The following is a 20,090-nucleotide window of genomic DNA, read 5'->3' on the forward strand; positions in this document are numbered from 1 at the left end:
ACCATGAACGCATTCCGAATTCCCATCCCAAACGTATCCCATGAATCGTCGAGACTTTACCAACATACTAGGTATGGGCACAGCCGGGCTGATGCTCCCCTCCCTACCTGCCTTTTCGCGTACTGTTGCGCCGGAAGCCCTGCTCGAAACAGGCGTCGACGTGGCCACCAAAAAGCGCCTGGCCGATGCGGCCATGAACGCGGCCAAGAGTCGGGGCGCTACGTATACCGACGTACGTATCGGTCGGTACCTGAACCAGTTTGTCGTTACCCGCGAAGACAAGGTACAGAACATCGTCAATACCGAATCATACGGGGTAGGCGTCCGGGTGATTGCCGACGGTTGCTGGGGGTTTGCCGCCGTTGTTGATGCCCGCAGCGAAGCCGACACCGCCAAAGCCGCCGAGAAAGCCGTTGCCATTGCCAAAGCCAACGCCAGGCTCATGAAAGAGCCGGTACAACTAGCGCCCCAGAAAGGCTATGGCGAAGTAAGCTGGAAAGCGCCGATCACCAAAAACGCGTTCGAAGTGCCCATCAAAGAAAAGGTCGATCTGCTGATGGAGGTGAACGGGGCGGCCCTGAAAAACGGTGCCAACTACGTCAACTCGGTGCTGTTCATGGTGAACGAGCAAAAATACTTTGCCTCGACCGACGGCACCTATGCCGACCAGGACATTCACCGCATGTGGCCCCTGTTTACCGTCACCGCCATCGACCCCAAAACGGGCAAGTTTGAAACCCGTCAGTCGCTCAGCGCGCCGATGGGCATGGGTTACGAATACCTACAGGCCAACCCGTCGGACAAGATAACCGGAATCACGACCCGCTACAACAAAGGGTACGACATGCTCGAAGATGTAACGGCCGCGGCCAAGCAGGCGCGGGCCAAGCATGCGGCCAAGTCGGTCGAAGCGGGTAAATATGACCTCGTGCTGGACCCGTCGCACCTCTGGCTGACCATCCACGAGTCAGTGGGCCACCCCCTCGAACTCGACCGCGTACTGGGCTACGAAGCCAACTTTGCCGGTACCAGCTTCGCCACCCTCGACAAGTGGAAAAGCAAAAATTTCAACTACGGCAGTAAACTCGTCAACCTCGTGGCCGACAAAACCCAGGTGGGTTCGCTGGGCGCCGTTGGGTATGACGACGAAGGCGTAAAATGTAAACAGTGGGATCTGGTAAAAGACGGCACGCTGGTCAACTACCAGGCCATCCGCGATCAGGTTCATATCATCGGCGAGAACGAGTCGCAGGGCTGCTGCTATGCCGACAGCTGGAGTTCCGTACAGTTTCAGCGGATGGCGAACGTATCGCTGGCTGCCGGCAAAACGCCCCTGTCCGTGCAGCAGATGATCAAAGACGTGAAAAAGGGCATTTACATCATCGGCGATGGCTCGTTCAGCATCGACCAGCAGCGGTACAACTTCCAGTTTGGCGGACAGCTGTTCTATGAAATCAAGAACGGCGAAATTGCCGGTATGCTCAAAGACGTGGCCTATCAGTCGAACACCCAGGAATTCTGGAACTCCTGCGCGGCCGTCTGCGATGAGAAAGATTACCGGCTGGGCGGTTCGTTCTTCGATGGAAAAGGGCAGCCTCCGCAGTCGAGCGCCGTGTCGCACGGGAGCAGCACGACCCGGTTCAATGGCGTCAATGTGATCAATACCGCACGGAAGATCTAAGTTCGTTTAGCCGCAAACCTACCATGGCAACTATACTCACCGAGGCAGAAGCGAAAACCCTGCTTCAAAAAGTCCTGAGCTACTCGAAAGCCGACGAGTGCGAAGTAAACCTGTCGGGCGAAGAACGCGGTAACGTCCGCTATGCCCGTAACGAGGTCAGCACCAGCGGCTCGCTCACCAACCAGAACCTGGTTGTTCAGTCGTCATTTGGCAAGAAAGTCGGGACGGCTACTATCGACGAGTTCGACGATGCCTCGCTCGAAAAAGTGGTTCGGCGGGCCGAAGAACTCGCGCGGCTGGCACCCGAAAACCCCGAATACATGGGCGTGCTGGGGCCGCAGACGTACCTGAAAGCGAACGGCTTCTTCGACACGACCGCCAACATCACCCCCGACACCCGGGCCGAAGCCGTTGCGAAAAGTCTGCAACTGACCCGCGACGCCAGGCTGACGGCCGCCGGGTTTATGGAAGATCGTCATGGCTATTCGGCCATGATGAACTCAAAAGGATTGTTTGCCTATTACCCCAGCACCAACGTCAACTTCTCGCTGACCGTCCGCACCGAAGACGGCAAAGGGTCGGGCTACGTAGCCAGGGGCTATAGCGATATCACCAAACTCGACACCGCAGCCGCTACCAGCATCGCTATTCAGAAAGCGCGGGGGTCGGCCGAAGCCAGAGCCATCGAACCAGGTAAGTACACCGTCATTCTGGAACCTACCGCAGCGGTGGTACTCCTGGAGAACGTATTCTTCAACATGGATGCCCGGTCGGCCGATGAAGGTCGGTCCTATTTCAGCAAGTCAGGTGGTAAAAGCCGGCTTGGCGACAAGATCGTCGACGAGCGCGTCACGATTTACTCGGACCCGACCAATGCTGAACTACCCGCGTCGCCCTGGTCGGGTGACGGGCAGGCGCAGCAGAAAACCATGTGGATCGAAAAAGGGGTTGTCAAGAACCTGTCGTATTCCCGGTACTGGGCCCAGAAGCAGGGTAAAAAACCGCTGCCGGGCCCCAACAACGTGATCATGATGGGCGGCAACTCATCGCTCGACGATATGATCAAGAGCACCCAGCGGGGTATTCTGGTCACCAAACTCTGGTACATCCGCGAGGTCGATCCGCAAACGATTCTACTGACCGGACTCACCCGCGACGGTACGTTCTACATCGAGAATGGCAAGATCAAGCATCCGGTCAAGAACTTCCGGTTCAACGAAAGCCCGATCATCATGCTCAACAACCTCGAAGCCCTGGGCAAGCCAGAGCGCGTGGTCAGCACGGAGTCGGATCAGAACTACCTGATTCCGCCCATGAAGATCCGGGAGTTTACCTTCACCAGCCTGTCAGACGCCGTATAGCCATCCGTAGCCATCGGGTGGCCCCCATCCGATGGCTATTTGCTATTTATCAACTACCGCATGGTGCTGGATACCCTACAGGCGCTGTTTCGCCGGGACCTCGAACGACTCAGGAACGAGATTGACGCCTATCGATCAGAAGAGCAAATCTGGGCAGTCGATGGCCAGATTCCCAACTCGGCAGGGAACCTCTGTCTGCATCTGGTGGGCAATCTGAATACCTATATCGGTGCCGAACTCGGCAAAACCGGATACGTACGCGACCGCCCGGCGGAGTTCGCGCTCAAGGGGATTACCAAAGCAGTGCTGATCAATCAGGTTGAGCAGACGATAGCCGTTGTTGAGCAGACCCTTCGCCAGCTCGATGATCAGCAGCTGGAGCAGGCCTATCCGATCGTGGTGCTGAACGAGCCAACCACCACCGGTTTTTTGCTGATTCATCTGGCCACCCACCTGGGTTACCACCTGGGGCAAATCAATTACCACAGACGGCTACTTGATCAGTAGTCCGCTGTTTCTGCGCAGGAGATGATTACGATTATACCAGCTACCGACGAGCATTTACCCGTAATCCGCGACATGGCTTACCGAACCTGGCCCGGAACGTTCGGGCAGATTCTGACCGACGGGCAGATTCAGTACATGCTGGAGATGATGTACAGCCCGATGGCCCTCCGGGCGCAGGTGCATGAGCAGAAGCATGTGTTTTTACTGGCGCAGGAAGCCGACCAGGATACCTTTCTGGGGTATGTTTCGTACGAGCTGACCTATCGGCATCAGCCCGTCACGAAGATTCACAAGCTGTATATCGTGCCCGAGAGCCAGGGTAAAGGCGTAGGAAACGCACTGGTCGGTGCGGTAGCCGATGCGGCCCGGCAGGCCGGTGACGAGGCCCTTTCTCTGAACGTAAACCGGTTCAATAAAGCCGTTGGCTTTTATGAACGGCTGGGATTCGCAGTGGCAGGGTCGGAGACCATCGACATTGGCAATGGCTTCATCATGGACGATCTGATCATGAAAAAACCACTCGGCTGATGGTATATCCACCAAACCCGCGTTAGTATAATATGACCCGCGCCGGTATTGCCGGCTTACTCAACTGCTTATTTTGAAACCATTCGTTTTCACCCGCATCCAATACACCTCCGGCGACTGGGATACCGATCAGCGAATGCCTACGAATCTGCTGCATTCCCTGGTGGAGTATACTACCCTGCCCGTCGACCAGAAAGAGCGTGTAGTGCGGCTCAACAGTCCCGACCTGTTCAAAAGCCCGTTTTGCTACCTCAGCGGGCATAAGCTGGTCGAGTTTTCGGGTACCGAGCGGGACTATTTCAAGCGGTATGTACAGAATGGTGGCTTCGTCTTTGTCGATGACTGTAACCATGACATTGATGGGTTGTTTGCCAAGTCATTCGAGCAGGAGATGGAACGGACGTTCGGGCCGAAAGCGTTGCAGAAGATTCCCAACACCCACCCGATCTACAGCTGTTTTTTTAAATTTCCGGAGGGGCCGCCAACGACCTCGTTCGAGCTGAATGGCTGGGGCGATGACCTCGTCCATGATTACCTGAAAGCAATTATCGTCAACGGCCGGATCGGGGTGCTGTATAGCAACAAAGATTACGGCTGCGAATGGGACTATGATTTTAGAAACAAACGGTTTCTGGCCGAAGACAATACCAAGTTCGGTGTCAATATCGTGACGTATGCGTTGACGGCCTGACCCCAAACTACATCAGAATTCGCGGAGGAAAGGCACGGAGCCCCGGCGAATTTCAGGCACCTGATTGCTCTCCGTGTACCCTTCTATACAACCTGACTATTTTGGAAACACAACACTACAAAGCCCTGGTGGCCAAGCTTCCGCTGCTGAAGGCTGAAATCGGCAAGGTCATCATCGGACAGCAGGACGCCGTCAACGAAGTTCTGACGGCCTTACTGGCGGGTGGCCACTGTCTGCTCGAAGGGGTGCCAGGCCTGGCCAAAACGCTTATGGTCCGCACCATGGCCGATGCGCTGGCTATGCGCTTCAAACGCATCCAGTTCACCCCCGACCTGATGCCGGGCGATATCGTAGGTACCGAAGTGCTGGAAGAAGACCACAACACGGGCAAAAAGTTCTTCCAGTTCAACCAGGGGCCCATTTTCGCCAATGTGGTGCTGGCCGACGAGATCAACCGGACTCCGCCCAAGACCCAGGCGGCCATGCTCGAAGCCATGCAGGAGTACAAGGTTACCTACGGCGGTACCGACTATCCCCTGCCGAAGCCGTTCCTGATCATTGCTACGCAAAACCCCATCGAACAGGCCGGCACCTATCCCCTGCCCGAAGCCCAGCTCGACAGGTTTTTGCTCTATATCAAGCTCAGCTACCCTTCCGAGCGCGAAGAACTGGAGGTTCTCCGCAGCACGACCGGAACCAGTCGCGCCGACCTGCAAACGATCCTAACCGATCAGGACATCCTCGACCTCCAGAAACTGACCCGTCAGGTTCACATCAGCGACGAACTGATCAGCCTGATTAACCGGATGGTGCGGGCGTCGAGGCCAGCCGACTCATCGGTAGCATTCGTCAAACAGTGGGTCGAGTGGGGCGCGGGGCCGCGGGCGGGGCAGGCGCTGGTGCTCTGTGCCAAAGCCCGGGCCGTGCTGAACGAACGATTCTCGGTAACCCCCGACGATATCCGGGCGCTGGCCTTCCCGATCCTGCGACATCGAATCGCCCTCAACTTCCGCGCCGATGCCGAAGGTATCACCACCGATCGGGTCATCGATGAACTGCTGAAAGCGGTGAAGTAAATGTGTCCGGACGAGCTACAGCGCCGACCCCATGGACCACGGTGTTTATGACCTCCCGTGACCGTGGTCCGTGCGGTCGGCGCTCCGATCCCCACGGACCACTCGCGCGTCAGCAATACCATCCGAACAAGTGGTCCGTGGGGACACGGACCACGGTGTTTAGTGATCATGACCTCAACTCTGAAAACGAATCAACATGCTCAGTACCGATCTCATCAAACTCAACAACCTTCAGCTGGCCGGCAAGCTGGTCAGCGATGAGCTGCTGCTTGGGATCCAGGCCAGCCGCCGGTCGGGGGTGGGAACCGAGTTTGAGCAGTTTCGGCACTACGTACCCGGCGATGATCCGAAACGGATCGACTGGAAACGGTTTGCCCAGACCGGCCATCATCTCATTCGGGAGTCGTCTACCGAGAGTAACCAGCATATCCGATTGCTGCTCGATCTGTCGGGCTCGATGAATTATACCGAAGCGGGCGTAAACCGGCTGGCCTATGCCAAGATTCTGCTGGCTTCGCTGGCTTACATCGGCAACCGGCAGGGCGATCAGCTGAGCCTGTACGGGTTGCAGAACGGCGCTGTTCAGCTGATGGTAGCCGCCGGTAAGTCGTCGTTTCAGAAGGTGGTAGCGACGCTGGAGTCGGCTCGGGCCGCGGGGGCCTGGCAAAGTGACAGCACTAGCTTCCCGGAATTCAGCCGGAAACAAAGCGAACTGCTCATTATGGCATCGGACTTTTTGCAGGTGGGCGACGAGTGGCTGAATCTCATCCGAAACATAGCCGGGCCACGTCGGGAGATCGTTATCTTTCAGCTGCTGGGCGATACGGAACTGACCTTCGACCTGAGCGGGTTTTATCGGTTCCAGGATATGGAAACCGGCCAGGAGCTTGAACTCCAGGCCGAAGCGGTACGCGACGAAGTCCGGCAACGGGCATCGGACTATCTGGCCAGGCTGGATGAAGCCCTGCGGATTCCGCACGTCCGGCTCATCCGGGTGCGGCTGAGCGAGCCGATTGCGCTGGTATTAAAAACCTTTTTGCTGCGTTAGTTATGTCGTTTATAGAACCGGCTTTGCTGTGGGGGGCGCTGGCCATTGCCATTCCCATCGCGATCCACTTCTGGCACCAGAAGCGCGGAACGCCCCTGCCGTGGGCTGCCACCCGCTGGCTCACCGAACGCGACCAGCAACAAAGCCGGGGGTTGCGGCTCGACAACCGATGGCTGCTGCTCGTACGCTGTCTGCTGCTCCTGCTGCTGGCGGCTCTGCTGGCCCAACCCCTGCTCCGGGGACTGACCACCGATAAGACCGTTCAGCGCATTCACCTCGTTCAGCCCACGGACCGAGTAACTACCAATTTTCGGTTCGAGCTGGCCGAAGCCCGTCGAAAAGGCGAGAAAGTCTACTGGGCCACCCGCCGGCCGGAATTGATGAACGAAGATGGCACACTGTCTGACCAGCCGACCACCGACGGGTCGACCCGTTCATCTGGTTCATGGAGCGGCCTGACCCTTCAGACCGCCATCGACCAGCTACCCCATACGAACACCGAGCTGCATCTGTATCTGGTCAATGACCCCAGGCTGGCTGATGTACCCGCCATTTCGGTTCCGGCCCGATATCGGCTCCATACGATGGTCGATTCGTCGGTGCGACCACGCCCGTTTCTGAATCTCGGCAACTCGAAAAAACTACTGGTTAACCGGGCGGGCGTACTGACCACGACAGCCGCGCCCGACCCGTCACTTTCTCTTCAGTCGGCACCGGCTCACTCCGGCCCGCTGCGGGTGCTGCTCTACTACCCCGACAAGCCACAGCGGCAAACGGTTCGGGCTGCGTTGCAGGCGCTGACGGATGTATACTCACTCGGCTTCACGATCGATGAAAAAGCCGCACCAGGAACGGTTTATGACTGGGTGCTGACCAACCGATCTCCTCTCCGGCCGAACCCGCAAACGCTGTATGTCGTGTCGGGAGTAGCCCAGACGGTCCCCGCCGACAATGTGGTATTCACTAACGAGAGTCTGACACCCCCAGCCTCGGAGCTAGTAGCCAGCGGCCAGCTACCCGAATGGTTGGGCGACAAGTTGGTCCGGCATCTCGGCCTGCTCGACAACCGGGCTCCGCTCAGCCAGTCGGCATTACGGGCGCTCTTCGTCCCCACGGCCAAACCCGACCCCGTACAACAGGCTGGTCTGCAACACGCGCTGACCCTGCTCCTGATCGTTTTATTGATACTCGAACGCTGGATCGCGCTGACCAAAAACGCATGAACGAACTCCAACGCGCTTTATCGTCGGTTACGTACCGGCTCTACGCCAATGCGCTGCTCAGAAGTCTGTTGCTGGGCGTAGCCGCCTGGCTGCTGGTAGCGACCCTGACAGGCCCCTCGCTCTGGTCTTTTCTGGCTGGTTTGGTGGGGCTGGGGCTGGGTGCCTGGCTCACCCGCTTGTATCAGGATAAAAAACCCCAGGCCGTCCAGCTGATTCACCAGACCGTTGGCGACGTTGAATACAGCCTGCCCCTGCTGGAAAAATCCCAGCTCAACCTGGCCGAACAGCTTCAGCTCGAACGCCTGGCCGAACGCGTTCGGGATGTTCAGGTACCGGGCGTAATCCTTAGAAATAGTGGCTTGTATGCCGGCGTTCTGCTGGCTGCGCTGGCCGTATACGCGGGCTATCCGCTGCTGCGGCAGCAGGGATCGCCGGGACCGGGGCCGAAAGGATTTACCCTGGCCCGGCAACAACCCGCCGATCGCTCACCCGAGCCGCCCGTCTTCCGATCGGCCGAGCTTCAGGTGCAGCCTCCGGCCTACACCCGTCTGCCCCTTCGGCGGTCGGCCAATCTCAACGCGTCGGCTATTGTCGGCTCCGAACTGACCTGGCGGGTTCAGTTCAGCACCTCAGAACACGTATCGGTTCGGCTGGTAAACAGCCGGGGGCAGGAGATTCCGTTTCAGGCGTCGGCCACTGGTTTCGTGCACCAGGATCGGCTGGTTAATTCGGGACTTTACGCCCTTAAAGCCTACTGGCGAACCAGCCATCGGGGCAAAACAACCGATTCGCTGGTGTACCAGTCCGACTTTTTCCGGCTCGAAGCCCAGCCCGACCTGGCCCCGAAAATTGAGCCCGGGTCGAAAGAACTGTACACGTTCCATCTCCTCAAAGACCCTAAAACGCTGACCGTTACCGCCACGATCTCTGACGACTTCAGCGTATCGCAGGCCTTTATCGTAGCGACGGTGGCGCGGGGATCGGGCGAGAACGTCAAGTTCCGGGAGATGCGAATGCCGCTGGAGCCCAGGAATTTCCGCGAAGCGAAACTCACCAAAACCCTGAATCTGAACGCCCTGCAGTTTGCCCCCGGCGATGAGCTGTATTACTACTGGGCCGCCTTCGACAACCGCCAGCCAGAGCCGAACTTTACCAAGTCAGATACCTACTTTGTAGTCTACAAAGACACCACGAAGCTGGAAGAAAGCGAGCTGGCCACCATGGCCGTTAATATCATGCCCGAGTATTTCAGGAGCCAGCGGCAGATCATCATTGATACGGAGAAGCTCATCGCCACGCGCAAACGGATGCCTGACCCCGCTAACCCGACGCACGTCTTTAAGAGCAGTTCGAACGAAATTGGTTTCGACCAGAAAGCCCTCCGGCTGCGGTACGGCCAGTTTCTGGGCGAAGAGTTCGAGAAATCGATTGGCGGGGGCGATGCGCTGCCGACCGACCGCGATGGGGATCCGGTAGCCGGGTTTGCCGCTATTCAGCAGTACATGCACAAGCACGATGAGGGCGAAGGTGAGCATGGCGGGCCACCATCGGGCGGACATGAAGGGCATGACCATGACGGGCATAACCACGGGGGCGGACCGGCCGTTACCGATAAAGACCCGGTAGCGGCCCTGATGGAGCAGTACATCCACTCGCACGACGATGCCGAGACCAACACCTTTCATGAACAATCGACCCGGTCGCTGCTGAAGATGGCGCTGGAGAACATGTGGCAGTCGGAACTGCACCTGCGCCTGTATGAACCCGAGAAAGCGTTGCCCTTTGAGCGCAAGGCACTGGAGTTTCTGAAGCTCTCGCAGCAGAAAGCCCGCTCATACGTCAAAAAAACCGGGTTCGACCCGCCCCCCATCAAGGAAAAGGAAACCCGCCTGACGGGCGAGCTAACGAACGTTGACCCCACCAACCGGCAGAGCCGCACCATCAGCCAGGTACAGATAGCACCGATGGTCGCCGACGTACTGGGGTATCTGGACCAGCCGCAGCTAACCGCCCAACAACGGTTCACGGTTCAGCAGCTCGGTAATGCGCTCGCAGACCGAACCCTCAACAGCGGTCTGACCAACTGGTCGGTGCTGGCCAGTCTGCAGAAGTTAACCAACGGAAAGCCCTTATCAGCCGCGGAGAAAACGAGCCTGAAAACCAGACTGTACGCGCTGAGCAATCCGACCAAACAGACCGAAGCGGCCTATAGAAGCAGTCCGGCCCTGGAACGGGCGTTCTGGCGGCATCTGTAAACCAGCCCACCGAATTAACTGGTCATACAACCTGGCTATTTTCGATGCATACAACCCTTCCCGTAACCAATCCATTTGTCATCGCTACGCTGCTGGCTCTGCTTGTCATGCTGGTGGTGCAGATGGGGCTGCTTTTCCGTAATAAATCGCTGCCTCCGGGCCGTAAGTGGCTCCGGGCGGGGCTGAATGGGCTGCTCTGGCTGCTGGCCGTGGCGTTCGTGCTGCAACCGACCTGGCCGTCTGCCCAACCGACTTCCCACGCTTTGCTGGTTGGTGACGACGTCCCCGGCGCCTTTGCCCAACACGTCAGGGATAGCCTGCACCTGAAAGCCAGCTTTACGAGCGCCCGCTTCAAACCCCGCTACGACTCGGTGACGCTGGTAGGCCAGGATTTTCCGACCGAAACGCTGACCAGCCTGAGCCAGGCGGCCCTGCGATGGGTGCCCTACAACGCCCCTGATCAGGCGCGGGACCTCCACTGGAAGGCCGTTGTTGGTCAGGGCGAACTGCAGCGCATTACAGGGCGGATCAACTCATCGGGCAAACAGAGGCTGACGGTCCGGTACGGGAATCAAACGCTGGACAGCCTGATGCTCCCGGCAGGCGAAACTCCTTTTTCGCTCCGGTTTCCAGCCTTCGCCCGCGGTCGGTCGCGGGTCGAACTGGTGCTGAAGGGTAATTCCATCGACAGTGTTCATTTTTTCAGCCGCCCGCTTAAGCCATTGCGGGTGCAGTTTTTGCAGGATAGTCCCGATTTCGAAAGTAAGACCCTGGCCGACTGGCTGGGACGGCACGGCCACTCGGTGCAGCTAACCGCTACCCTTTCCAAAAATATCAGCAGCGACGTACGGATCAACGCCACCTCATCAACGGCTCCGGCCGACCTGATCGTTACCGACCCGTCTAACGCAGGTAGCGCAGCGGTTCGAAAAGCTGCGGCCGACGGGCGGGCGGTGCTGTTCATTAACCTGACTAACCCCGAAGCCGATTGCCGAACCATCAATCAGGCGCTGGGCAGCCGCTGGCAGGTTCGCCGGATCGCGACGGAGCCAACCGTACCGGTAAGCGATGGACTGACCGCCCTGCCCTACCGCTTTGCCGAGGCCGTGAATCAATCATCGGCAGCGGTGTATCCCGTGGCGGCACAACGCATCACAGCCCGGGGCGCATCGGCTCAGAGTCCGCCCGCCCGCGTGGCTGCAAGCCTGCTCAGCGACACATTTCCCCTGGCTCTCAGTGGCGACAGCCTGACCTACACCCGCATCTGGACGGCAATTCTGGCGCTGACCTACCCCACCAACGAAACCCAGCTCCAGGCCGATGCGCCCCTGATTCGGGGTATTGCCGAACCGGTTCAGCTCAACAATACGAGCCGACTGCTCAGCGCCCTGCTGGCAGGTCCCGATACGGTCCGGCTCGCGACGGCTCCGCTCAACAACCGCTCGGTACAGGGCGACTACAGGCCCACCGTGGCGGGCTGGCAGCCCGTTTCCGACTCACTGGCCCTATTTGTGCGCGAGCCGGTTCCCGGCGATCCGGTCGGCAGCCGGGCGCGGGTTCGTCAGCTCATGCTGGCTCATGCAGATTCGTCGGCGGGTGCGGGTGCAAATTCCCCGACCACCAGCGAAACCATTCCGAGTTGGGTATGGCTGGCGGCTTTTATTCTGGTACTGGGCATTTTATGGGTCGAGCCGAAGCAATAACGGCACTTTATTTGCGGGCGTTAGCGTTGATTGCTACCCATACGTCATGCGCTTCCTATTTTTAGTTGTTATCGGCTGGCTGTATGCCGGGCTGGCGGCAGGCCAGGCTCCGGCCCTCGTAAAGACCCAACGGACGGAGTTTGTCATCAGGGCCGTTGATGACAAGACCTCCGCCGAACTGCCCACCCAGTTCAGGATTGAGGCCCGGCGGGCCAAAAAGAAATGGGAGGGCACATCGAAGCCCCCCAGCGGGTTCATGTTTATCCTGACCCGTACGGACACGCTGACGGTAATTGCCAAATCGCCGGGTTACCTGGAGGCCGAAGAGGTGATGGTGGTCACCTGCGATACCTGCCCGGATTATGCGTATACCATCCTGCTGGAGAAATATACCAGACCTGACAGCGTTTTCAGCAACCTGCGCGTGAACCAGGCGTTCCGGCTCGACAATATTTACTTTGACCAGGGTAGTTATATCCTGCGCCCTGAGTCGTATCCGCAGCTCGATAAATTGGTTAAAACCCTGGTCACTACGCCAAAACTGGTTATCGAAATTGTGGGCCATACCGACAACGTTGGCGACCGCCGACTCAACCAGGCCCTGTCGGAAAACCGGGTAAAAGTTATCCGCAGCTATCTCATTCGCAGTGGTATTGCCGAAGACAGACTTCGGATCAATGGCTACGGCGATGCCCGCCCGGCAGCCCCCAACGACTCGGAAGAAAATAAACGAAAGAACCGACGGGTCGAATTCGTTGTCTTAGCGTTATAAGCGCACTGATGACGTCTGATGAGATACTTTGTTCAACCCGGCTCCATTGTCCGGCAGATCTGGGGCGATGCCGATGTAATTCTGCTGGTCTTTGCCGGCTCGGCCGCTGAGTTTGCCCTGAACCGGGCCGTAGACTGGCTGTTTTTTACCGGCAAACTCCCAGCCGACCCGATTGCCCGGTTGTTCTCGACCGTTCGCTACGCGCAGGAAATCGTGTTTGCGCCCGAGGCACAGGCCCGGCAGGCCATTGCCCGCATGGGCGCGATTCATGGGGGCGTGGAGAAGAAACGCGGCTATGAAATTCCCGACTGGGCCTACCGCAACGTACTGTATATGCTGATCGATTATTCGGAGCGGGCCTACCAGACGCTGCACCGTCCGCTGACCGATGCCGAACGGGATGAACTCTACTCGACCTTCCGGGCAGTAGGCGCGGGCATGAACGTTCCGGACTTACCCGCTTCGTATGGCGACTGGAAAACCGACCGGCTGGTTCACCTCAACCGCGACCTGACCCGCAGCGACTATACCGACCGGCTGTTTCAGCGCTACCGCGAGCAGCTGGGAAACTGGCGTTACGATCTGCTGCGACAGGTACAGGGCATGCTGGTGCCCGAACAGGTGCGGCAGCCGCTTGGTCTTCCCAAAAAGCCTGCCCTGATTCATTCCATCGGCCTGTATAAAGTCCTCAATACACTAGGGTTGCGATCGGCCGTACAACGAATTTTGCTGCCAACCGAGTATCTTGGCCAGATTCGAGGTTTAGACCGATAAGCGGTCATTTTGCCAACACCCATCAACATGACTAATCCGATTACTACCTCGGTGTTCGATCTGTTCAAGGTCGGTCCGGGACCATCCAGTTCGCATACCATTGGGCCGATGAAAGCGGCCTTCGATTTTCGGCAGCGGATCAGCGCACTAGCCGGTCGGCCAGTGCCCGATGCTATTCATGTTCACCTCTACGGATCGCTCAGTGCCACCGGTAAAGGTCATGGTACCGACCGGGCCGTCGTGGCTGGCCTGCTCGGCTGGCAACCGGAAACCACCGATCCTGACGCGCTCCTGGCTTTACTGAAAGACCCGACTACGCTGTATCCGGTACCCGTTGGCGACCAGCTGATTCTGGTGGGGCCGCAGCATATTCATTTTGAGCGAAAGCGGTACGACTCTCCCTTTGCCAATACGATGGTGCTCCGACTGACGGCTGGCAGCGAGACGCTGGCCGAGGAAGAATATTATTCGGTGGGGGGCGGCTTCATCAGCCGCAAGGGTGAACCGGAAATCAGCCCATCGACGGTTTCAGTCCCCTATCCGTACAGTACCATGACCGAGCTGAAGCAGCAGCTCACCCAGCATTCCCTATCGCTCGATGCGCTCCTGCTGGCTAACGAAATGGCCTTGACCAGCCGGAGCCGGACCGAGGTGAACCAGCGGCTCGACCAGTTGCTGGAATTCATGCACAAAGCCGTTCGGCGGGGGCTCCGTCACAAAGGCGTACTGCCCGGATCGATCCGGCTAAGCCGAAAAGCACCGGTGTTATACCAGCAGGCCAAAACGATGGCCAATGCTTCAGACAGTTTTCTGATTTTTCTGAACGCGTACTGCCTGGCCGCTTCTGAAGAAAACGCAGCCGGCGGCATTGTCGTCACCGCCCCTACCTCGGGGGCGTCGGGCGTTATTCCGGGCCTGACCTTTCTGGCCAAACACCATTTTCATTACGACCGGGCTACCCTCCGGGCCGGTATGCTGGCGGCTGCGGCCGTTGGTTTTCTGGTGAAACATAATGCCAGCATTTCCGGTGCCGAGATGGGCTGTATGGGCGAGATCGGCACGGCTTCGGCAATGGGGGCGGCCTTCCTGACCCGATGCGCCCAGCCCAGCGGCAGCATCAGCGCTATTGAAGCAGCCGCCGAAATTGCCATTGAACACCACCTCGGCATGACCTGCGACCCCATTGGCGGCTATGTTCAGATCCCGTGTATCGAACGGAACGCCATGGGGGCCGTAAAAGCCTACAATGCGTACCTGCTGGCCACCTCGGGAGCCCCTTCGTCGCAGAAGATTTCGCTCGACGCCGTGATCAAGGTGATGAAAGCGACGGGCCGCGATATGTCGACGAAGTACAAGGAAACCTCCGAAGCTGGGCTGGCGCTGAGTGCTACGGAATGCTGATCAACCCATGATGATTCAAACAATACAGGGCTGTTCAGCTGTTTATGTATTGCGAATCACAATTCGTGGTAAATACTCAATGAAAGCGGGTTACTACCCGCCCAACGAATGGCAACAATTTACACTCCCAAACAACAGCGGATCCTGCTCATTACGAGTCTGATCATTATTGCGGGCTTCATCATTGCCGGGCTGCGTGGCTACGCATCGGCCTTTCTGGGCGCCGGCATCCTATACGTAGTTTTTCGACCCTGGTTTACGGCGCTGGTCCACAAACGAAAATGGAACCGGCAGCTCGTTACGGCCATGCTGATCCTGTTTTCATTTGTGGTCATCATCATGCCGTTTCTGACCCTGAGCCTGATGCTGGTCGGCCGGATTCAGTACTACAGTCAGAACGCCGACGACATCCTGAACCTGATCCACAAAGGCGAAGAACTGACCGGATTCCGCATTACGAGTCCGCAGAACATCCGGCAGATCGTTCAGCAGGGCGCGGGTTATGTTAGTCGGCTGCTCCCATCGCTGGCGGGCGGGGCGCTTGATTTCATCGTCATCATCGGTCTGATGTTCTTCACGTTCTACTTCATGTTCGTACAGCAGGAAGCCTTTCAGACAGGCCTGCAGAAGTACCTGCCTTTCAAGCGCGACACCCAGCGCGAACTGGGCGAATCGCTCAAGAACAACGTGAATGCCAACGTATTGGGACAGGCACTGGTTAGTTTGGTGCAGGGGGTACTGACCGGACTGACGCTCTGGATCTTTGGCGTACCCGACGCACCCTTCTGGGGAACCGTAGCCTTTTTTATGGCCTTCATTCCGGTGCTGGGCACACCCCTGGTCTGGGGACCGGCCGGCCTTATCCAGCTCTCGCAGGGTAATACCGGTCAGGGTGTTGGCATTCTGGTGGTGGGCATCGTGGTCATCATCAACATCGACAACCTGCTCCGGATCGCACTGGCCAAACAAATGGGCGACATTCACCCGCTTGTCACTCTGGCTGGTATCGTATTGGGCGTTCCTATTTTCGGGATCCTTGGTCTGGTCATTGGTCCCCTCCTGCTCTCGTACTTCATCGTGCTGATGCAGGTATTTGAACGCCAGAACCGTGATCAGCGCGAAGAAGTGGCCGAAGACGAAGCCAAGGTGGAGAAGGTTGTCGAACGACGCGTATAAGGCTAGTCGTTAGTACGTTATTCCTAAAAACCGCTCCCTTTCTATGGCATCTGTTGATGACCACAGAAAGGGAGCGGTTTTTGTTATTGAGTGCGCTCGGGTACGTACTGCAGGAGCACGATGCCGCAATCGAATGGAACGGTTTTTACCAGTTGTAGATTCCGTTTTCCATCGGCCTCGCCAAAGATGGGGAGTCCGCGTCCAATGGCCGCCGGGTTGATCAGCAAGTGCAGCTCATCGATCAATCCCTCCCGGATCAGTGACGAAACGAAGCTGGCTCCTCCGTATACAATGATATCCTGACCGGCCTGTGCTTTCAGGCGCCCGATCTCGTCGACAAGCGAACCAGTGGCTACCGTTGTATTCTCCCAGATCGACTGGCTGAGGGTTCTGGAGAAAACGACCTTGCGGGTCTGGGTGAATTTCTGCCCGGCTTCATAATCCGGATTGTCGGGATTAGCCGCCACAGAGGCCCAGTAGGGGATGAACCCTTCGGCCAGTTTTCGGCCCAGCACAATACAGTCTACGGGGTCAGTCAGTTCTTTTACATACTCCTTCAGGGCATCGTCCCAGTCGAAAGTCATCCAGTCCATTTCGCCGTTAGGACCGCCTATGTAGCCGTCGACGGTCATTTGAACCTGAAGCTTTAGTTTTCTCATGTCGCTGTTTTTTCTACAAAAATAGTGTCGACAGCCACTACGGACGGGTTGTGTATGCGCCTTTGGAGCGGTGTTTTTGCGACATTACCAGCGTACCGGCCCGGGCCCTTATGGACCGGCCACGGTTTACCAATTCGGCTGATCATACGATCCCTAAAAAAGCCGCGGCCCTGACTACAGATCAGAACCGCGGCTACTTTTATGTTTGAACCGATTACTCGTTGTATCTGGTCACCTTACTGGCTCCCGACGTTTCGGAGTCCAGCGAACCGACCTGACCCAGGGTTGCATGGCTGGCTCCGCTGGCATCGATAGTAGCCTTGTCGATCTGCATGCTGGTGGCTTCGATTTTACTGGCTCCGCTCAGATCAGCTTCTACCTGGGTGGCCCGGCCCCGTAGCACAATGTTCGACGCCCCCGACAGATCGATGGTCAGGTTAGTGACATCTCCGTCAAAAACCGTACGGCAGGCTCCGCTCATACCAATGTTCAGCTTATTGTAGGCGCCGAAGCCGGTCAGGTTCGCCTTCGATGCGCCCGATAGTTTCAGCTCGTCAATCGAGGGCACGGTAATTGTCAGCCCTATGCGCTTCCGGTTGTTCCAGTCGAAGATACCCCGCCGATCGACCGACACGTCGAGGGTATTGCCACTGACCTTCACGCTGACATCTTCGAGATCCTCTTCGCGGCCGTCGGCCACTACTTTATACGTATCGCCTTTGCGGAACCGCACCACGAAAGCCCCGCCCACGTCTACTTTCGAGAAATTGCTCACGTTGAACTGGCGGGTGTTGCTACCGATGTCGTCGAAATCGTCGCCCAGCTCGTTGGCTACGGCATTCTGTACGTCGTCGGTCAGGTCGGTTACGTCGTTGTCCTCATCGTTACCGTCGTAGCTGCGGTCTTTTTCGCGGGGGAAGTTGAGACAAACCAGTCCGTCGTTCTTGGTAAACTTCCAGACGCTGGCTTCCATCCGGTCAAGTTCTTTCCCCCCAAATTCATTCCGGATAAACAGGGCAAAGTCTTTGGACATACGGAACGGTTTCTCATAAGGCAGCATCACTTCCATATCCAGATCCTGGGCCCGGAAGCGTGATTTGGGTTTCAGGGTGATGGCATTTTCAAACGCAATGACTGAATCGCGCACCGTATAGCGGTAGTCGATCTGGCGGGCATTTTCCTGCGCATTGGCGCGGCTGCTGCCCTGTGCCCGAAAACGCTGTACGAGGCTGATCGCGGTGCCTTCGTAGCCTTTCAGCTCGATAGAGGGACGCCAGTTGTCCTCATCCATTTCGGTCAGGTCGAAGGTCGGGATGGCAGCCGCTACGGTCAGCGTCCTGGTTTCTTCGACGGTACCACTCCGCTGGAAACTGTTGATCAGCGGACTAACGGTACCCAGCAGAATGACCAGGCTCACCAGATAAACCCCGCCCAGCGTCAGCGCGGTACGGCTGCTGATAATCGGCCGCGTAGTGATGAGCATGATACCGAGTACTGCCACGGCGAAGGCCTGAATCATACCAACGGCGAAGGCCGCTACAATCATGGGCATCGTAATGTCGCCCCGCACAAATCCGATCGGAATATCACCGAACTCCGCGCCCGACTCAATACCGAAGGCGGCTCCCGTTACGGCCAGACAGGCAATCATCAGCGCGAACGCTACCACCAGACAGATAATCCCGGCGAAGACCCGGATTACCGCCACGACGCCGTTCAGCAAGGGACCGAGTGCACTGCCAAGGCCCCCAATGATCGTGGCGATGGCCCGGAAAGGGAACAGCAGAATACGGGTCAGGGTACTTTCGTTATTCGGCGACTCGTTGATATTCAGGTTCTGCTTGATGCTCGACTCGATGTTCGAGAGTGTAATGGGCTGCCCCTGCATTTCCATCTTCTCGGTCAGCGTTTTGGCCGTTGGCGCTACCATCCACAGAACGACGTACAGCAGAAAGCCTACCCCGAAGAATACGATACCCAGGACGAACAGCAGCCGTACTACCCCCGTGTCGATGCCGAAGTAAGCTGCGATACCCGACGCTACCCCGCCCAGTACTTTATCTTCGGGGTTCCGGTAAAACTTCTTCACCGTCTTGTCTTCTTCAATGGTCATCACGCCCGGCAGTGCAATCCACATCGCAATGTAGATGAACAGGGCGAAGCCCGATACGCTGGCTCCGGCCCCATCGCCAACCGGCGGCAGCGCCAGAAACAGGGTCAGAAAGATGAGCCGTATCCAGACTACGTCGATGTTGAAGTAGTGGGCCAGACCGGCGGCTACCCCGCCCAGGGTCTTCCGGCGCAGGTCGCGCACCAGTCGGCGGGGTTCACCATAAGCCTCGGCCGATGAGCCGCCGTAGGCAGACGATGAGCTTCCCCCAGCCATCGTGGCCGCGGCTCCGGGCGCTTTGGTACCACTGCTGAACGCCGAATTGCGCCCGCCGTTGGTAACCAGTACCTCTTCTTCTTCTACCGCTTCGAAGTCAGAAACCGTACCCATGGCCGCCACCAGTTCGTTGACGTCGTCGAGCGAAACCACCTGATTGCCGGTTGCTTTCAGCTTGGCCAGCAGCTTTTCCGCGATACGATTTTCGATGTCAGTTACAATCTCCTGGCTGTCTTCGTAGGTTGAGAAATACTGCTGAACCGACGTCAGGTAATTTCTCAGTTTATCATAGCCATCCTCTTCGATGTGGAAGATGACACCACTGATGTTGATGCTGATTGTCTTTTTCATGGTCGTAACCCGGACTTCAGTCCGGTCCTTTTACTGGTTTAGGTCGGGTTAGTTGGTTGCAGAGGAAGGATTGACGGGATCGACGGATGCCGCAACGGGGGTGTTTCCATTAGCGGGCTTGCGGTGCTGGTCGGTCTTGCTTACGATAGAATGTACCGACTCGGATAACTCCTGCCAGGTGTCGTTCAGCGCGTCGAGCGAGTTACGACCCAGGTCGGTCAGGATATAATACTTACGGGGCGGTCCGGAGGTCGATTCTACCCATTTATAGTCGAGCAGGCCGGCATTTTTCAGACGGGTCAGCAGCGGGTAGAGCGTACCTTCCACCACCATGATTCGGGCGGAGGTTAGCTCGTCGAGCATATCGGAGGCATATACCTCGCCCCGCGATATGATGTGCAGAATGCAGAACTCCAATATTCCCTTGCGCATCTGCACCTGAGCATTTTCTATATTCATCGGTGTACGGGATTGCGTTAAACTTGATGCATCAAAGGT

At 57.5% G+C, this 20,090-nt stretch carries 17 protein-coding genes; 14 read left to right on the forward strand and 3 right to left on the reverse strand.

The annotated features are described in order from the left end of the window. Positions 1-40: 40 nt before the first annotated feature. The 14 genes from EQG79_RS01725 (at position 41) to EQG79_RS01790 (ending at position 16,196) form a co-directional block, all read left to right on the forward strand. The gene (locus tag EQG79_RS01725) at positions 41-1,681 is read left to right on the forward strand and encodes a TldD/PmbA family protein (protein ID WP_077920008.1); all 1,641 of its coding nucleotides are present in this window, start codon (positions 41-43) and stop codon (positions 1,679-1,681) included. A gap of 23 nt (positions 1,682-1,704) precedes the next feature. After that, positions 1,705-3,042, forward strand: coding sequence for a TldD/PmbA family protein (locus tag EQG79_RS01730; RefSeq protein ID WP_077920009.1), 1,338 nt, complete (start codon positions 1,705-1,707; stop codon positions 3,040-3,042). 39 nt (positions 3,043-3,081) lie between these two features. Next, positions 3,082-3,549 (forward strand): DinB family protein, encoded by a 468-nt coding sequence (locus EQG79_RS01735; RefSeq protein WP_317126229.1) that lies wholly within the window; start codon positions 3,082-3,084, stop codon positions 3,547-3,549. A 21-nt stretch (positions 3,550-3,570) separates the two neighbouring features. After that, positions 3,571-4,077, forward strand: coding sequence for a GNAT family N-acetyltransferase (locus EQG79_RS01740; protein WP_077920011.1), 507 nt, complete (start codon positions 3,571-3,573; stop codon positions 4,075-4,077). 73 nt (positions 4,078-4,150) lie between these two features. After that, positions 4,151-4,768 (forward strand): DUF4159 domain-containing protein, encoded by a 618-nt coding sequence (locus tag EQG79_RS01745; protein WP_077920012.1) that lies wholly within the window; start codon positions 4,151-4,153, stop codon positions 4,766-4,768. 101 nt (positions 4,769-4,869) lie between these two features. After that, the gene (locus EQG79_RS01750; protein ID WP_077920013.1) at positions 4,870-5,844 is read left to right on the forward strand and encodes an AAA family ATPase; all 975 of its coding nucleotides are present in this window, start codon (positions 4,870-4,872) and stop codon (positions 5,842-5,844) included. Positions 5,845-6,040: 196 nt separating this feature from the next. Then, entirely contained in the window at positions 6,041-6,892 is an 852-nt protein-coding gene (locus EQG79_RS01755) for a DUF58 domain-containing protein (RefSeq protein WP_129599487.1), read from the forward strand. 2 nt (positions 6,893-6,894) lie between these two features. Continuing rightward, the gene (locus EQG79_RS01760; protein ID WP_129599490.1) at positions 6,895-8,115 is read left to right on the forward strand and encodes a BatA domain-containing protein; all 1,221 of its coding nucleotides are present in this window, start codon (positions 6,895-6,897) and stop codon (positions 8,113-8,115) included. Beyond that, positions 8,112-10,370: a hypothetical protein gene (locus tag EQG79_RS01765; protein WP_077920016.1), complete on the forward strand. Its 2,259-nt coding sequence runs from the start codon at positions 8,112-8,114 to the stop codon at positions 10,368-10,370. The genes EQG79_RS01760 and EQG79_RS01765 overlap by 4 nt, the downstream gene beginning before the upstream one ends. A gap of 44 nt (positions 10,371-10,414) precedes the next feature. Beyond that, entirely contained in the window at positions 10,415-12,073 is a 1,659-nt protein-coding gene (locus tag EQG79_RS01770) for a hypothetical protein (RefSeq protein WP_129599493.1), read from the forward strand. A 46-nt stretch (positions 12,074-12,119) separates the two neighbouring features. After that, positions 12,120-12,845 carry an OmpA family protein gene (locus EQG79_RS01775; RefSeq protein WP_077920018.1) on the forward strand — a complete coding sequence of 242 codons (726 nt, stop codon included), beginning with the start codon at positions 12,120-12,122 and terminating at the stop codon, positions 12,843-12,845. An 18-nt stretch (positions 12,846-12,863) separates the two neighbouring features. Then, positions 12,864-13,619 (forward strand): oxygenase MpaB family protein, encoded by a 756-nt coding sequence (locus tag EQG79_RS01780; RefSeq protein WP_129599496.1) that lies wholly within the window; start codon positions 12,864-12,866, stop codon positions 13,617-13,619. A 27-nt stretch (positions 13,620-13,646) separates the two neighbouring features. Further along, on the forward strand, positions 13,647-15,020 hold the full coding sequence (locus tag EQG79_RS01785) for an L-serine ammonia-lyase (RefSeq protein ID WP_077920020.1): 1,374 nt from the start codon (positions 13,647-13,649) through the stop codon (positions 15,018-15,020). Positions 15,021-15,128: 108 nt separating this feature from the next. Then, positions 15,129-16,196 carry an AI-2E family transporter gene (locus EQG79_RS01790; protein WP_129599499.1) on the forward strand — a complete coding sequence of 356 codons (1,068 nt, stop codon included), beginning with the start codon at positions 15,129-15,131 and terminating at the stop codon, positions 16,194-16,196. Between the two features lie 83 nt (positions 16,197-16,279). Here the strand turns inward: EQG79_RS01790 and EQG79_RS01795 are convergent, their stop codons facing one another. The 3 genes from EQG79_RS01795 to EQG79_RS01805 all read right to left on the reverse strand — a co-directional run bounded on the left by EQG79_RS01795 (position 16,280) and on the right by EQG79_RS01805 (position 20,051). Then, positions 16,280-16,855 carry a dihydrofolate reductase family protein gene (locus EQG79_RS01795; RefSeq protein WP_129599502.1) on the reverse strand — a complete coding sequence of 192 codons (576 nt, stop codon included), beginning with the start codon at positions 16,853-16,855 and terminating at the stop codon, positions 16,280-16,282. 214 nt (positions 16,856-17,069) lie between these two features. Next, on the reverse strand, positions 17,070-19,592 hold the full coding sequence (locus EQG79_RS01800) for a GIN domain-containing protein (protein ID WP_129599504.1): 2,523 nt from the start codon (positions 19,590-19,592) through the stop codon (positions 17,070-17,072). Between the two features lie 48 nt (positions 19,593-19,640). Next, positions 19,641-20,051 carry a PadR family transcriptional regulator gene (locus EQG79_RS01805; RefSeq protein WP_077920024.1) on the reverse strand — a complete coding sequence of 137 codons (411 nt, stop codon included), beginning with the start codon at positions 20,049-20,051 and terminating at the stop codon, positions 19,641-19,643. Between the last annotated feature and the right edge of the window lie 39 nt (positions 20,052-20,090).

This window comes from Spirosoma sordidisoli (assembly GCF_004138325.1).
In the GTDB taxonomy this organism is placed as follows: domain Bacteria; phylum Bacteroidota; class Bacteroidia; order Cytophagales; family Spirosomataceae; genus Spirosoma; species Spirosoma sordidisoli.